This is a genomic window from Micromonospora haikouensis (assembly GCF_000876225.1).
Taxonomy (GTDB): Bacteria; Actinomycetota; Actinomycetes; order Mycobacteriales; family Micromonosporaceae; genus Micromonospora; species Micromonospora haikouensis.
The window spans coordinates 179,961-194,223 of the sequence record NZ_JXSX01000003.1; the positions used below are offsets into that span (position 1 = coordinate 179,961).

Genomic DNA, 14,263 nt, shown 5'->3' on the forward strand with positions numbered 1-14,263 from the left:
ACCGACAGGAGCGCCGGGCGGGGCGGGCCGCCGCGGGTCCGCGCGGGTCACAGCGGCGGCGGGCCGCACACCTTCCAGCCGCCGTCCTGCTTCTTGAGGTGGAACTGCACCTCCCTGCTCGGGAGGCCCGGGTAGGTGATCTCGGCGGTCACGACGTACTGCGTGGGGGCATCGCTGCTCCGCTTAACGGCGAGGTCGGTGATGCGGAATCCGGTCGGGTCGACGATCGCGCTGGCGGTGGCGTCCCAGTCCGCCCGGGACCGCCCGCGCTGTTCGGCCGCGCAGAGCAGGTCGTACGCCGTGCCGTTGTCGCCCCGCACGGCGGCGCCGAGGTACGCCTCACCGGCGGCGCGCATGCCCGGCTCGTCCGCCTTGTCCTTGCGCTGGAGATAGAAGCCGCTGATCGGCGTGCCGCAGCAGACGAGCGCGACGACGACGAAGAGCGTGATCTCGAATCCCCGGGTGGACATGTTCGCCTTGTCGGCCATGCCGTGAGGGTAGGGACGGCCGGCAACGCCCCGGTGCCGGGCGGCGAAGGCGGCGGTGGCGCTGCCCCTCAGCCCGTCGGGCGCGGGTCGCGGACGACGGTGTCGAGGCGGCCGTCCCGGTCGCTGTCCAGGTAGGTGATGTCCGGCACACCGTCGCCGTCGAGGTCGAACTGCACCACGTCGGCGATGCCGTCGCCGTCGAGGTCGGTGACCACCTCGGTCGAGCCGTCCAGGTGGTGGGTGACGATCGAGTGCGACTCGACCGGCGGGCGCGGGGCCGGCCCCGGCGACGGCGCGGGAACCGGCCCGGGTGCCGGCCTCGGCGCGGGCCCGGGTGTGGGCGACGGCGCGGGGTACGCCCCGAAGACCGGGCCGGCCTGCGGGTACGCCCCGAGCGGCGCGTCGTTCTGCGGGTCCGGGCCGACGCCGGTCGGGTCGATCTCCTCCTCGGACGGGTACACGTCACCGCGCAGGGCGGGATCCGGGTAGCTGCTCATGGGCGTATGGTTCCCCGACGACGCCCCGGGCAACCAGTGCCCGGCCCGCCGGTGCCGCCCGGGTGTCGACCCGACGACGCCGAGTGACGGGAGAGGGCACGTGGACGCGACCGACGGGAAGCCAGGCGGGAGCGGGCCGGGCGCCGGCGTGCCGGAGCGCAACTGGGCCGGCAACGTCCGCTACGCGGCGGCGCGGCGGCACCGCCCGACCGGCCTGGACGAGCTGCGTCGACTCGTCGCCGGCAGCGACCGGATCCGGGCGGTCGGCACGGGCCACTCGTTCAACCGGCTCGGCGACACCGCCGGCGACCTGGTCTCGCTGGCCGGGCTGCCGCAGACGGTCGAGGTCGACCGGGAACGGGCGACGGTCACCGTCGCCGCCGCCATGCGCTACGGCGACCTGGCCACCCGGCTGCACGCCGCCGGGTTCGCCCTGCCGACGATGGCGTCGCTGCCGCACATCTCGGTGGCCGGCGCGGTGGCCACCGCCACCCACGGCTCCGGCGACGGGATCGGCAACCTGGCCACCGCCGTCTCGGCGCTGGAGCTGGTCACGGCCGACGGGGAGCTGCTGACCGTACGCCGGGACGAAGGCGGCGACCGGTTCGCCGGGATGGTGGTGGCGCTCGGGGCGTTGGGCGTGGTCACCCGGCTCACCCTGGACGTGGTGCCCGCCTTCGAGGTGCGGCAGTACGTCCGGCTCGGCCTGCCGCGGGCGGCGCTGGACGAGGCGTTCGCGTCGGCGTACAGCGTCAGCCTCTTCACCGACTGGCGCGGCGGGGCCGACTCGCGCGGCGCGGCCGGCCGGATCGACCAGGTGTGGCGCAAGCAGCTCGCCGACGCCCCGCCGCCGCCGGCCGACTGGCTGGGCACCACGGCGGCGACCGGGCCCGTGCACCCGGTGCCGGGCATGCCGGCGCGCAACTGCACCGCCCAGCTCGGCGAGCCGGGGCCGTGGCACGAGCGGCTGCCGCACTTCCGGCTCGGCTTCACCCCGAGCAGCGGCGACGAGCTCCAGTCGGAATACCACCTGCCCCGGGCGGCGGCGGCCGGGGCACTGGCCGCGCTGGACCCGCTGGCGGACCGGATCGCCGCCGTGCTCCAGGTCTGCGAGCTGCGCACGGTCGCCGCCGACGAGCTGTGGCTGAGCCCGCAGTACGGGCGCGACAGCCTCGCCGTGCACTTCACCTGGATCGGCGACGGCGACGCGGTGGCCCCCGTGCTCGCCGAGGTGGAACGGGCGCTCGCCCCGTTCGCGCCCCGGCCGCACTGGGGCAAGGTGTTCACGCTCGACCCGGCGGCGGTCGCCGCCGCGTACCCCCGGTTCGCCGACTTCGCGGCGCTGGCGGGCGAGCTGGACCCGGCGGGGAAGTTCCGCACCGACCTGCTGGACCGCTACCTGCCCCGCTGACGGGCCGGCGGCCGGCGGGGCGGGCCCGGGCATAACCCCGTGACAGGAGCGCGACGGGATTGGCCCGGCCCGGCCGCTGCGGGAAAAAATGATGCATGTCGATTTATCCTGGCGTGCTGTCCGCCCCCCGTGTGCCCGGCCGCTCCCGGCCGGCAGCGCCCCGTCGCCCGTGGCGCGTGGTCGCCGCGCTGGCCACGACCCTCGCCCTGGCCGTCGCCGGCCCGACCCCCGCCCACGCCGCCAACCCCTACGAACGCGGCCCCGACCCCACGGTGGCGAGCATCGAGGCGACCACCGGCCCGTTCGCCACCGCCCAGCTCACCGTCGCCCGCTCCGCGGTGACCGGCTTCGGCGGCGCGACCGTGTGGTATCCGACGAGCACCGCCGAGGGCACCTTCGGCGCGGTCGCCATCGCGCCCGGCTTCACCAACACCCAGTCCGCCGTGGCCTGGCTCGGCCCCCGCCTCGCCTCCCAGGGCTTCGTCGTGGCCACCATCGACACCCTCTCGGTGTACGACCAGCCGGCGAGCCGGGGCACCCAGCTCCTCGCGGCCCTGGACTACCTGGTCGGCACCAGCGCCGTGCGCAGCCGCATCGACCGCAACCGGCTCGCCGTCATGGGCTACTCCATGGGCGGCGGGGGCACCCTCGCGGCGGCGAACACCCGGCCCTCCCTCCAGGCGGCGATCCCGCTGACCGGCTGGCACACCACCAAGAACTGGTCCGGCGTACGCGTGCCGACCCTCGTCGTCGGCGCCGAGAACGACACGACGGCCCCCGTCGCTTCGCACTCCGAGCCGTTCTACACCAGCCTGCCGGCCAGCCTCGACAAGGCGTACCTGGAGCTGAACGCCGCCACCCACTCCGCGCCCACCTCGCCGAACGTGACCATCGCGAAGTACAGCATCTCCTGGCTCAAGCGGTTCGTCGACGACGACACCCGCTACGAGCAGTTCCTCTGCCCCGCCCCGCGCGGCAGCGCGATCGAGGAGTACCGCGACACCTGCCCGCACTCCTGACCCGCCCCGCCCAGCGTGGCCGGTCGGCGGGGTGTCACCTCGGCGCCTGCGTCACCTGGACGTCTGCGCCTGCTGGTCGCGGAGGCTGCCGCGCTGCACCGCTCGGCTGATGTCGCTGGGCGAGACGATGCCGACCAGCCGCCCGCCGGCCACCACCAGCGCCCGGCCGTCGGCGCACTCGCTGAGCCGGGGCAGCAGGTCGGTGAGCTGCTCGTCCGGGTCGGCCAGCACGAGCTGGTCGGCCCGGCAGGCCACCTCGGCCAGCGTGGTCGCCGACCGGCGGTCGGCCGGGATGCCGCGTACCCGGTCGAGGGTGACCAGGCCGACCGGCCGACCCTCGTCGGTCAGCGGCAACGCCGAGTGCCGGTACGCGAAGAGGTAGTGGTCGACGAAGTCGGCCACGGTCATGTCGCCCGACGCGGTCTGCGGCTGCGGGGTCATCACGTCGGCGACCCGCACCCCGCGCAACGCGCTGCCCATCCGGGCCTGCCGCTCCTCCATCCCGGCCGCCCCGATCAGGAACCAGCCGATCAGCGCCAGCCACAGCCCGCCGACCCCGGCCCCGCGCAGGAACTGCCACAGGCCCAGCGCGATCAGCAGCGCGCCGAGGACCCAGCCCGCGCGGGCCGCCACCACCGACGCCCGCGTCCGGTCGCCGGTGGCCTTCCACACGGCGGCCCGCAGCAGCCGGCCCCCGTCCAGCGGGGCGGCGGGCAACACGTTGAAGACCGCCAGCAGAATGTTGATGCCGGCCAGCCAGGCCAGCGCGCCGAGCAGCAGCCCGTGCACCCCGGCCAGGGCGAGCAGCGCCGCGACCCCGCCGAAGACCACGCCGATGATCAGGCTGACGAGCGGCCCGACGCCGGCGATGCGCAGCTCCGCCCCCGGGTCGCGGGCCTCCCCGCGCAGCTCGGCCACCCCGCCGAACAGCCACAGGGTGATCCCGGAGACCTCCAGCCCGTTGCGCTTGGCGACCACGGCGTGCGACACCTCGTGGGCGAGCAGCCCGAGGAAGAAGACCACGGCCGCGCTCAGCCCCGCCAGCACGTACGCCCAGGTCGGCCGGTCCGGGTACGACCGGGGGAACTGGCTGCCCGCCAGCCCCCAGGCGATCAGCCCGAAGATGACCAGGACGCTCCAGTTGACCCCGACGGGTACGCCCGCGATCCGGCCGATCCGGAAACTCGCCCTCATCTGCCCGTCATACCCCGCGAAACGCGGCCCATGCCAGGGCCGATGGTCCCTCGGCGGGCCGCCGCCGGGGGTTGACCCGGCCGGGAATAGTGGCAAAGGTGACGAGGCTGATCGACGAGGATGACGACCCGTACCGCTGGCTGGAGGACCTGGACGGCCCGGACGCCGCCGGCTGGGCGCGCGACCGCAACGCCGAGACCATGGCCGCCCTCACCGGCGGCGACCGGTTCGCCGCCCTGCGGGCCGAGATCCGCGAGGTGCTCGACGCCGACGACCGCGTCCCCTACCCGACCTGGCGCGGCGACCACCTCTACTACAACTTCTGGATCGACGCGGCCCACCCCCGGGGGATCTGGCGCCGCACCACGCTCGACGAGTACCGCCGGCCCGAGCCGCAGTGGGACGTCCTGCTCGACATCGACGCGCTGGCCGCGCAGGAGGGCGAGAACTGGATCTGGCAGGGGGCGACGGTGCTGCGCCCCGGGCACGACCGCTGCCTGGTCAGCCTCTCCCGGGGCGGCTCCGACGCCACCGTCGTGCGCGAGTTCGACCTGGTCCGCCGGGCCTTCGTCGCCGACGGCTTCACCCTCGACGAGGCCAAGAGCGACGTCACCTGGGTCGACGCCGACCACATCCTCGTCGCCACCGACTTCGGGCCCGGCTCGCTGACCACCTCCGGCTACCCCCGCACGGTCCGCCGGTGGCGACGGGGCACGCCACTGCCGTCCGCCGAGGTCGTCTTCGCCGGCCAGGTCGACGACGTCTCCGCGTACGCCTCGCACGACCCCACGCCCGGGTTCGAGCGCACCTTCGTGGGCCGCCGCCTCGACTTCTTCCGCTCGGAGTCGTACCTGCTGACGCCCGCCGGGGAGCGGGTACGCATCGACGTGCCGTCCGACGCCCACTGGGACGCACACCGGGAGTGGCTGGTGATCGGCCTGCGCTCGCCGTGGACGGTCGACGGCGTGGCGGGTGTCGACGGCGGCGGGGGCGTCACCTTCCCCGCAGGCGCGCTGCTGGCGGCCCCGTTCGACGCGTTCCTCGCCGGTGCGCGGGAGCTGACGACGCTGTTCACCCCGGACGAGCGCACCGCGCTGAGCTACCACGGGTGGACCCGTGGCCACCTGATCCTGGCCACCCTCGCCGACGTGCGCAGCAGACTGGAGGTGCTCACCCCCGGCGTCCCCGGCGCTCCCGGCTCGGCGGGGCACTGGCGGCGGGAGCCGCTCGCCGGCGTGCCGGAGTTCGAGCACACCCGGCTGGTCGACACCGACCCGGACGTCGGCGACGCGTACCTGCTGGCCTCCGAGGGGTTCCGGCAGCCGGCGACGCTGCGGCTCGGGCAGGTCGGCGGCCCGGTCGAGACGCTCAAGCGGGCGCCGGCGTTCTTCGACGCCGCCCGCCTGACCGAACGCCAGCACTTCGCCACCTCCGCCGACGGGACCCGGGTCCCGTACTTCCTGGTGGGCGACCCCGACGCGGCAGGCGGGCCGACCCTGCTCACCGGGTACGGCGGCTTCGAGGTCCCCGAGCTGCCGCACTACAGCGGCATCGTCGGCCGGGGCTGGCTGGCCCGGGGCGGCAGCTACGTGGTGGCGAACATCCGGGGCGGCGGCGAGTACGGCCCCGCGTGGCACCGGGCCGCGCTGCGGGAGAACCGACCGAGGGCGTACGAGGACTTCGCCGCCGTCGCCGCCGACCTGGTGGCCCGGGGCATCACCACCCCCGCGCGCCTCGGCATGGAGGGCGGCAGCAACGGCGGCCTGCTGGCGGGCGTGATGCTCACCCGCTACCCGGAGCTGTTCGGCGCGGTCGTCGCGCACGTGCCGCTGCTGGACATGCGCCGCTACCACAAGCTGCTCGCCGGGGCGTCCTGGATGGCCGAGTACGGCGACCCGGACGACCCCGCCGACTGGGCCTACCTGCGCGACTACTCGCCGTACCACAACGTCGACCGCGACCGGCCGTACCCGCCGACGCTGCTCGTCACCTCCACCCGCGACGACCGGGTGCACCCCGGGCACGCCCGCAAGATGGCCGCCCGGCTGCGCGAACGCGGGCACGAGGTGGCGTACTACGAGAACGTGGAGGGCGGGCACGGCGCGGCGGCGAACAACGCGCAGCGGGCGTTCGTGTGGGCCCTGACCCTGGAGTTCCTCTGGCGGCATCTGGGCGGGCCGGCATAGCTTCGCCCTGCTTCTGCCCGGCCGGCTGGCGTCTTCGCTGTGGGGGTGCCGTCGGTTCAGCCATGATCGTCTGTCGTTTCCAGAGACGACACGCCGCCGCCCGTCTCCATAATCAGCAGACGATCATGACTGGGCGTGTCCCCGGTGTTGTGTGTCCTGGAACGGTGCGTCTTGCCGGCGGGAGAGGGAGGGCGGGCAGATGCGGCATCCGGAGGAGGCGATCCGGCCGGTGTCCCACCCCGTCCGGGGCAGGACACCACGCGCGGTTGTCGTCTAGCGGGCCTCGATGAAGATGTCGGTCACGTGGCTCGGGCTCTTGCAGGACGAGTAGGCGGTGTGGGTGCCGCCGTCGGACCAGCCGTACCAGCCCGAGTTGGTCGAACCGGCGTAGTAGCACCAGGTGACGACCCGCCACTCTCCCCGCCCGGTGCAGGTTCCCCACGCGGTGTTCGCGTTGTTGTAGCCCTTGGTGCACTTGGTCGGATCGACCGCCAAGGCGGGCGCGGCGAGAGCGAGCGCCCCCGTCAGCAGGCCCGCGAAGGCGGCTGTGGCGACGCGGACGTGTCCGCGCTTGGGGTTCAACATGCTGTCCTCCGGAGATCATCGACCGGGGCGGGTGCCGCGGTGATGCCATCTCCGCACGCCGCAGCGTTGTTCAGGCCCGACGACGGACTACCAGGGCCGGCGACGGTCTATCGGCGGCACCGCCGGCAGGCCGGGGCATCGGGTGCAGCCGTCCCGGCGAGAGCAGCAAGGGCAGCGAGATCAGCGGGGCGTGCAGATCGGCAGTCCCATGCCGCCCCGGTACCGTGCTTCGACGTACACCTCCGACAGGTATCCCGTCCGCCCGTCGTGCAGGACGACCTCGTACCAGATGTTGGAGGCCACCCCATTCGGGTTCGTCTCGATGCCCTCGCTGGTGAGATCCCGGTTGGTGATCTTGTCGCCGACGACCTGGCAGCGCGCCACCAGGACCGCGCCGCTCCAGACCTCGGTGCCGGGCACCTTGCAACCCCGCTTGGCGCAGAACGGCGCCGGCCTACCGGACAGGTAGGCCGGCGTGGTGTCCTCGGCGAGGCCGGATGGCCCGATCGCCACCTTGTTCTGTACGACGAGCGCGGCAGGAGCGCCGGCCGACGGCGCGGCCGGTGCCTGGTTGCCCCCTCCCTCGGAGCTGCGGGACCCGAGGGCCAACGGCACTGACAGCAGGAGTACGCCCAGCGGGACCACGGCAAGGAGGGCCCAGCGGAGCCGACGGCGGATCGCCGGCCGTCCGGCGACCAGGGGCGGCGCATCGTCAGGAAGATCGGCGACGGTAGCTGCCGCGCCACTGCGTGACGGCGGCTCTGCCGGCCGTATCGCCTCCTGCGCCGTCTCCCACCTCACCCGCCACTGACGGACATCGCCGCCGCATGCCCTGACGAACGCCTCGACCGTCTCCCAGGTGGGCAGATGATCGCCGCCGGCAGCTTCGGCCAGGGCGGTTCTGGACCGGCCCGACGCGCGCGACATCTGGAGGTACTTCGGCGAGCCTGCTCCTTCGCGGAGCTGTCGAAGCTCTGCGGCAAACGACTGGATGGGGCCCGCTTCAGGGTCTATCTGGCGTTCGGGACGAGGCACCATGACTCCAGGTCACTGCAACATCACGACCGGTGCGCAACTGCGCCGATCGATAGTAGTCGCTGACAGTCGCAGCGCGCCATCGCCCCGACTGACGTAGTGCGGCAGGTTCACACCTATAGGACACAGGGGCACCCCGCATACGCGCGGAGCAGGTCGTGGAGCTGAACCCGCACAACGGGCCGGGCAGGATCACCCCCGTATGCGCGGGGAGCAGCGTGCGGGCCAAGCCTCGGTGGTCGACAGCACGGGATCACCCCCGCATGCGCGGGGAACAGATCAGGCGAGCGTGGCGGGCGCGGTGGTGGCAGGGATCACCCCCGCGTGCGCGGGGAACAGCGCGGCTTCCGTACCTCCGTCATGATCTCCCCCGGATCACCCCCGCGTGCGCGGGGAACAGTGGTCTGCACGTCACACCGCCCTCGTGCGGGCCGGATCACCCCCGCGTGCGCGGGGAACAGGTCGCCCGGCTTCGAGTTGAACAGGGCCATGCCGGATCACCCCCGCGTGCGCGGGGAACAGAAGATCCGCGAGTTCGTCGCCGACGTGAAGGAAGGATCACCCCCGCGTGCGCGGGGAACAGCTCGGATGCCGTCCAGGCGGGGGGCCAACCGGCGGGATCACCCCCGCGTGCGCGGGGAACAGGCGTCCAGGGCGTCGAGCCGTGCAAGCGCGGCGGGATCACCCCCGCGTGCGCGGGGAACAGGGTCGCCGGGTCGCGCTCGGCGGCGTCCAGGCGGGATCACCCCCGCGTGCGCGGGGAACAGTCCGTGTCCACGATCAGCGTTCCCGCGTCCCCGGGATCACCCCCGCGTGCGCGGGGAACAGCAGATCACCCCGCAGAAGGCGTCCGCGTGGGTGGGATCACCCCCGCGTGCGCGGGGAACAGGTGCGGGTGTGGTCGCGGCCGGCGCCCTGGGCGGGATCACCCCCGCGTGCGCGGGGAACAGAGGTCCCAGTCGAGCTGGGTGAGGGCCGCCTGGGGATCACCCCCGCGTGCGCGGGGAACAGGGACCCAGCATCGCCGACCCGACCGGGCTGACGGGATCACCCCCGCGTGCGCGGGGAACAGGACACGACCAGCCCAGAGGAGACCGGCCCGCAGGGATCACCCCCGCGTGCGCGGGGAACAGTCGGGGGCGGCTCCGCGAGCCCGCATCGACTACGGATCACCCCCGCGTGCGCGGGGAACAGAGCAATGCGACAAGATGCGCAATCACCCACCCCGGATCACCCCCGCGTGCGCGGGGAACAGGGTGAACTCACGACCTACATGCGGGCCGACTACGGATCACCCCCGCGTGCGCGGGGAACAGATCTCCAACGGCAGGTACAGGATGAACGCCGAGGGATCACCCCCGCGTGCGCGGGGAACAGACGCTGCCGGCCCCGTGCTCCCGGACCGCCTTGGGATCACCCCCGCGTGCGCGGGGAACAGGTCTGGAGCGCGTACCCCGTCGTCCAGAACTTGGGATCACCCCCGCGTGCGCGGGGAACAGCGAGGGCCAGCCCGGCGACGCTGATCCCGATGGGGATCACCCCCGCGTGCGCGGGGAACAGTCCGTCCTCCGACGCGGGGGTGATGACGGCGGGGGATCACCCCCGCGTGCGCGGGGAACAGCTGAACGGGCCCTGGACTACGGACCCCGCCGACGGATCACCCCCGCGTGCGCGGGGAACAGCTGATGCAGCTCATCCACGTGTGGTCGCTGCGGGGATCACCCCCGCGTGCGCGGGGAACAGACTTCCTGACCTGGGGCGCTATAGATCAACTAGGCGGATTTCATTCACTTTGCTGGCCAAGATCACATCCTGAGTGGTGGCTGGGCGTCCAGGCTAGGTGGTGAACAGCCTACGAGTTGACCGGCATCTTCGGTGGGCAGGAGAGGAACCGTGGCGCAGCCTCCTTCCAGTTTCAGCGGCCAGGTGGCTGGGCCTTGACGTCCTCGATGAAGGCGGCCCAGGACGACGGGGTGAAGGTCAGCACCGGCCCGGCCACGTCCTTGCTGTCGCGTAGCCCGACGACGCCCGGGAGGTTGTCGGCGACCTCGACGCAGTTGCCGCCGTTGTTGCTTCGGGTCGACTTGCGCCAGACGGCACCGGTCAGGTCAGGCATGAGAGTACTCCTCTGCGGCTTGCTGGATCAGGCTCTGGGATCGGGACTCGTTGAGGGCGCGGCTGGCCATGTCGGCCCAGATGGTGTTGTAGGCGGCTGTCTCGTGCGGCTTGTCGAGATAGATCGCTCCGGTTGCGGCTTCCAGGTAGGCCACCGGTGGTTCCACCTCCTTGCCATGCTCGTCCCGTGGAAACTCCAAGATCGAGAAAGCTCCGGACATTGCCCCGGCATGCAATCCGGCAGAAAAAGTAAGCACCTGCACGGTCACGTTGGGTAGCTGGGTGGCCTTCAGGATCTGATGGAGTTGTTCGGCCATGATCGTTGTGTTGCCGACCGGGCGGCGTAACACGGCCTCGTTGATTATCACGCTCAGTAGCGGCGGGGAGAACCGGGTGAGGAGGGTTTGGCGCTCGGTCCTGAGCTGGATGGCCCGCCGCTGCTCCTCAGTGGCCTCCGCATCGATCGCGCCACCGGGCATCCGGAAGACCTGCTCCGCGTAGGCGGGAGTCTGTAGCAGCCCGGGGACCAGCTCCGCCTCGTACTGCCGGATGTGCGAAGCCCCGGCCTCCAGTCCGATGTAGAGCTGGAACCAGCGCGGCAGGCCGGAACCGATGTAGTCGTGCCACCAGTTCTTGTTCTCCCGGGTGGCCGCCGTCATCGCGAGAAGCAGCTCACTGTCCTCGGCGGACGCGCCGTAGAGGTCGAGCATCTGTTGCACGTCGGCCTGCCGGAAGCGGACGTGCTCCGGCTGCTGCCCTGGCAGGTGCGGGAGCGGCGGTTCCGTTCGGCCCCGCTCGGTCGGCGCGGGTTCGACCCGCAGGAGGTGCGGGAGTTCCTGGAGCGGGTCGCCGTCGAGTTGGCCGCCGCGCACGAGGCGCTCGCGCAGAGCCGCCGGGAGGCCAGCGAGGTCAAGCTCGCGCTGTGCCGGTTGCGGTCCGAGGCGGCGCATGCCCGCAACGAGCGGGGGTGGGGCCGGTGAGCGAGCGGTTCGTGATCCACCTGCCGGTGGTCGCCAACGACCTGCTCTCCGCCCAGCGGTTGGCCCGGGTGGTGGCGCACTGGACGCACGTGCTGCCGCAGACCGAGCCCGGGGGGCGCGACCGTGTCGCGGGAGGACGACCAGAACGTACGACACTGGGTCTTCTGCGACCGGTTCATGGATGGTGGCCGGCGGTGCCTGCTGCGGCCCGACCACGACGGCGCGTGTTCCCGCCGGCCGAGGCGGCGGTGAGCGTGCGGCGGCGGCCGGCAGCCGTCGCGGCGTCGGATCAGGCTGTCGGAGGCGGGGTGGGCAGGGCGTCCACGACGAGCACGACGCTGCCCGGCCGCACCTCGTCGAGCAGCTGGCGCTGGCCGCTGCGGGTCAGCCGGATGCAGCCGTTGGTGACGTCCTCGCCGAGGGTGTCGTCGTCCTGCCAGGCGTGCAGGCCGATGTGCGCGCCGGCCAGGCCCGGTGGGATGGCGTCCGGGTCGTCGGGGATCGCGCCGAGGGCGAAGACGTCGACGCCGCCGTACACGGGCTCGGGTGGGGGCGTGCGGCCGAGGACGAAGGTGCGGCCCAGCGGGGTCTCCTGGCCGCGCATGCCGAGGCTGACCTGCCACGATCGTTTGGCGTGCCCGTCGCGGTACCAGGTGAGCCGGTGCGGCCGGCGCTCCACCACGATCTGGTCGCGCAGCGGCACGGTGGCCCAGTCGCCGTCGGGCGGCAGCCAGGCGATCCGCCGGGTGGCCGAGGGCAGCAGCACGGCCGTCCAGCCGGTGCGGCGTTCGACGATCGGCACGGTCACCTCGACGCCGTTGATGGTGGGGGCGAGGAAGGCCAGCGGCCGGCCGCCGGGCGCGTCGTAGGCGGCGACCTTGCGGGTCGGCGTCAGCCCCTCCGTGAGCGGGGTGGCATCGGACGGGCGCGGGTCGGCGGGGAAGCCGGCGGGCGCCGGGTCGTAGGTGACGACCGGCAGGGTGGCCGGCGCGGGCGCGGCGGCGGGCACCGGCTCGCCGGTGGGCGTTGCCTCCGTGGCGGGCGCGGTGGGGGCGGCGGGCGGCGGGGCGACCCGCGCCGGCTCCGGGGTGAGCGCCCGGGCCGTGACCAGCCCGGTCGCCAACAACAGGGGTACGCCGAGCGCGGCGGCCAGCCAGCCCAGCCCCCATCGCGACACAATCCGGTCAAACAGCACAAAAGCACTGTAGGCGGTGGGTGGCCGGTGGCGGGGGTGATTGCAGGGGGCCCCTCCTATACGGAAAGCGTTAAGAAGGGGCCCTTCCTTGCACCTCAGCTCAGCTTGGCGGCGGTGTGGATGGCGATCGCGTCGTGGGCCGGGACGTTCGCCGTGAACCAGCCGTTCGCGTCCACCGTGATCACCGGGCCGCTGCACGTGCCGCCCGTGAAGTCGCCGTGGATCACGTCGCAGTACCGGCCGGCGGGCAGCCCGGTGTAGTACGAGCGCCCGGTGACCGCCCCGTCCTCGTCGTTCATCGTGAGGTAGCCCTTGCCGGCGCGGCTGAACGCGATGTGGTTGTTGCCGTTGTCGTACCAGTTGGTGACGCCCGCGCCCTGGGTGGCGTTGGCGAAGCCGACCATGTTGGCGACGACCCGCCAGCGGTGCTCGCACTCCCAGCCCGAGTAGCAGGTGGTGTTCAGGGTCTTGTTGTTGGCGTCGGAGGGCGGGCCGGCGTCCCGGTTGCTGAAGGTGTAGCTGGACATGACCGTGGGGGAGCCGTACGGCCAGGCCAGCATGAAGGCGTTGGCCAGCGCGTAGATGCCGCCGTCGCGGTAGGTGAGCACCCCGCCGACGTCGCGCTGGGTGTCGTGGTTGTCGACGAAGACCGCCGCCGAGCCGCTGGGCAGGTGGCCCCACCCCTCGCCGAAGTTCTTCAGGTACGCGAGCTTCTCGCTGCGGAACACCCGGGCGAGGTCCTTGCCGTACCGGAACTCGTGCACGTCGCCGTTGCCGGTGTACTCGGTCGGCTGGATCGGCTCGCCCGCGCCGTAGATGACCTCCTGCACGATGTACGCCGAGCGGGACAGCCTGCCCTTGATGGCGGCGATGTCGGCGGCCGGCATGTGCTTGCTGGCGTCGAGGCGGAACCCGTCGACGCCGAGGGAGAGCAGGTCGTTGAGGTACCCGGCGATCTTCGACCGGACGTAGTCGGACTCGGTGGCGAGGTCCGACAGGTTGACCAGCTCGCAGTTCTGCACCTCGTACCGGTCGTTGTAGTTGGCGATGTCGTCGCCGCCGTTGCGCCCGCAGTGGTGGAAGTCCTGGGTCTGGTAGATCCCGGGGTAGTCGTAGTGGCCGTAGGAGGAGCCGGCCCAGCCGGTGCCGCCGGCGTCCTGGCCGGACATGTGGTTGACGACGGCGTCGACGATCACCTTGACGCCGGCGGCGTGACAGGTGTTCACCATGGACTGGAACTGCGCCCGGGTGCCCTTGCGGGACTCGATGCGGTAGCTGACCGGCTGGTACGCCAGCCACCACTGGTTGCCCCGGACGTGTTCCTGGGGCGGGGAGACCTGCACGTAGCCGTAGCCCTTCGGGCCGAGCACGTTCGTGCACTCGCTGGCCACCGACGGCCAGTTCCACTCGAACAGGTTGGCGATGACCTTCTTCGTGCCGGACGGGGCGGCGGCGGCCGGGGGTGCCGCCACGGCGGTCGGTGCGAGCAGGCCGGCGATCACGCCCAGGGCGAGGACCGCCGAGCGGCATCGACGTCGATGCATCGGGGACTCCTGAC

Annotated in this window: 12 protein-coding genes, 2 pseudogenes and 1 CRISPR repeat array; of the genes and pseudogenes, 5 read left to right on the forward strand and 9 right to left on the reverse strand. The window is 72.9% G+C overall.

Annotated elements, in window-relative coordinates; translation table 11 throughout:
- Positions 1 to 47: 47 nt before the first annotated feature.
- Both TK50_RS22455 and TK50_RS22460 read right to left on the reverse strand, forming a co-directional pair.
- Entirely contained in the window at positions 48 to 488 is a 441-nt protein-coding gene (locus TK50_RS22455) for an Rv0361 family membrane protein (RefSeq protein ID WP_043966898.1), read from the reverse strand.
- Positions 489 to 556: 68 nt separating this feature from the next.
- Entirely contained in the window at positions 557 to 985 is a 429-nt protein-coding gene (locus TK50_RS22460; RefSeq protein ID WP_043966899.1) for a hypothetical protein, read from the reverse strand.
- A 148-nt stretch (positions 986 to 1,133) separates the two neighbouring features.
- Between TK50_RS22460 and TK50_RS22465 the strand changes: the two genes are divergently transcribed.
- Entirely contained in the window at positions 1,134 to 2,396 is a 1,263-nt protein-coding gene (locus TK50_RS22465; RefSeq protein WP_043969247.1) for an FAD-binding protein, read from the forward strand.
- A 95-nt stretch (positions 2,397 to 2,491) separates the two neighbouring features.
- Positions 2,492 to 3,415: an alpha/beta hydrolase family protein gene (locus tag TK50_RS22470; RefSeq protein ID WP_043966901.1), complete on the forward strand. Its 924-nt coding sequence runs from the start codon at positions 2,492 to 2,494 to the stop codon at positions 3,413 to 3,415.
- Between the two features lie 51 nt (positions 3,416 to 3,466).
- Here the strand turns inward: TK50_RS22470 and TK50_RS22475 are convergent, their stop codons facing one another.
- On the reverse strand, positions 3,467 to 4,609 hold the full coding sequence (locus TK50_RS22475; RefSeq protein ID WP_043966903.1) for a site-2 protease family protein: 1,143 nt from the start codon (positions 4,607 to 4,609) through the stop codon (positions 3,467 to 3,469).
- 98 nt (positions 4,610 to 4,707) lie between these two features.
- Here TK50_RS22475 and TK50_RS22480 point away from each other — a divergent pair, with 98 nt between their 5' ends.
- Positions 4,708 to 6,795 (forward strand): prolyl oligopeptidase family serine peptidase, encoded by a 2,088-nt coding sequence (locus tag TK50_RS22480; RefSeq protein ID WP_241774093.1) that lies wholly within the window; start codon positions 4,708 to 4,710, stop codon positions 6,793 to 6,795.
- Positions 6,796 to 7,068: 273 nt separating this feature from the next.
- Here TK50_RS22480 and TK50_RS22485 read toward each other — a convergent pair whose 3' ends face one another.
- From TK50_RS22485 to TK50_RS22500, 4 genes and pseudogenes are all read right to left on the reverse strand, one after another.
- Positions 7,069 to 7,380, reverse strand: a complete 312-nt coding sequence (locus tag TK50_RS22485) for a hypothetical protein (protein WP_043966905.1) — start codon at positions 7,378 to 7,380, stop codon at positions 7,069 to 7,071.
- A gap of 180 nt (positions 7,381 to 7,560) precedes the next feature.
- Positions 7,561 to 8,418 carry a helix-turn-helix domain-containing protein gene (locus TK50_RS33800; protein ID WP_144420366.1) on the reverse strand — a complete coding sequence of 286 codons (858 nt, stop codon included), beginning with the start codon at positions 8,416 to 8,418 and terminating at the stop codon, positions 7,561 to 7,563.
- A 185-nt stretch (positions 8,419 to 8,603) separates the two neighbouring features.
- A CRISPR array of direct repeats spans positions 8,604 to 10,158; the repeat unit is 29 nt; unit sequence GGGATCACCCCCGCGTGCGCGGGGAACAG.
- Between the two features lie 172 nt (positions 10,159 to 10,330).
- A complete protein-coding gene (locus TK50_RS22495; RefSeq protein ID WP_043966909.1) occupies positions 10,331 to 10,531 on the reverse strand; it encodes a DUF397 domain-containing protein in 201 nt (66 codons plus the stop codon).
- Positions 10,524 to 11,276 (reverse strand): annotated as a pseudogene (locus TK50_RS22500) (DUF5753 domain-containing protein); the annotation flags it as partial. The gene TK50_RS22495 and the pseudogene TK50_RS22500, both read right to left, overlap by 8 nt.
- On the opposite strand from TK50_RS22500, the gene TK50_RS33095 reads away from it, so the two are divergent.
- Positions 11,244 to 11,510 carry a DivIVA domain-containing protein gene (locus TK50_RS33095; RefSeq protein ID WP_241774095.1) on the forward strand — a complete coding sequence of 89 codons (267 nt, stop codon included), beginning with the start codon at positions 11,244 to 11,246 and terminating at the stop codon, positions 11,508 to 11,510. The pseudogene TK50_RS22500 and the gene TK50_RS33095 overlap by 33 nt on opposite strands.
- Positions 11,507 to 11,762, forward strand: a pseudogene (locus TK50_RS35045) (hypothetical protein). The gene TK50_RS33095 and the pseudogene TK50_RS35045 overlap by 4 nt, the downstream one beginning before the upstream one ends.
- A 37-nt stretch (positions 11,763 to 11,799) precedes the next feature.
- On the opposite strand, the gene TK50_RS22510 reads toward TK50_RS35045, so the two are convergent.
- Positions 11,800 to 12,705 (reverse strand): L,D-transpeptidase, encoded by a 906-nt coding sequence (locus TK50_RS22510; RefSeq protein WP_043966911.1) that lies wholly within the window; start codon positions 12,703 to 12,705, stop codon positions 11,800 to 11,802.
- 95 nt (positions 12,706 to 12,800) lie between these two features.
- Positions 12,801 to 14,249 carry an alpha-amylase gene (locus TK50_RS22515; protein ID WP_043966913.1) on the reverse strand — a complete coding sequence of 483 codons (1,449 nt, stop codon included), beginning with the start codon at positions 14,247 to 14,249 and terminating at the stop codon, positions 12,801 to 12,803.
- Between the last annotated feature and the right edge of the window lie 14 nt (positions 14,250 to 14,263).

Coding starts and splice junctions, on each gene's coding strand:
- TK50_RS22455 (WP_043966898.1), bottom strand. CDS start 488: ATGGCCGACAAGGCGAACATGTCCACCCGGGGATTCGAGATCACGCTC.
- TK50_RS22460 (WP_043966899.1), bottom strand. CDS start 985: ATGAGCAGCTACCCGGATCCCGCCCTGCGCGGTGACGTGTACCCGTCC.
- TK50_RS22470 (WP_043966901.1), top strand. CDS start 2,492: ATGTCGATTTATCCTGGCGTGCTGTCCGCCCCCCGTGTGCCCGGCCGC.
- TK50_RS22475 (WP_043966903.1), bottom strand. CDS start 4,609: ATGAGGGCGAGTTTCCGGATCGGCCGGATCGCGGGCGTACCCGTCGGG.
- TK50_RS22485 (WP_043966905.1), bottom strand. CDS start 7,380: ATGTTGAACCCCAAGCGCGGACACGTCCGCGTCGCCACAGCCGCCTTC.
- TK50_RS33800 (WP_144420366.1), bottom strand. CDS start 8,418: ATGGTGCCTCGTCCCGAACGCCAGATAGACCCTGAAGCGGGCCCCATC.
- TK50_RS22495 (WP_043966909.1), bottom strand. CDS start 10,531: ATGCCTGACCTGACCGGTGCCGTCTGGCGCAAGTCGACCCGAAGCAAC.
- TK50_RS22515 (WP_043966913.1), bottom strand. CDS start 14,249: ATGCATCGACGTCGATGCCGCTCGGCGGTCCTCGCCCTGGGCGTGATC.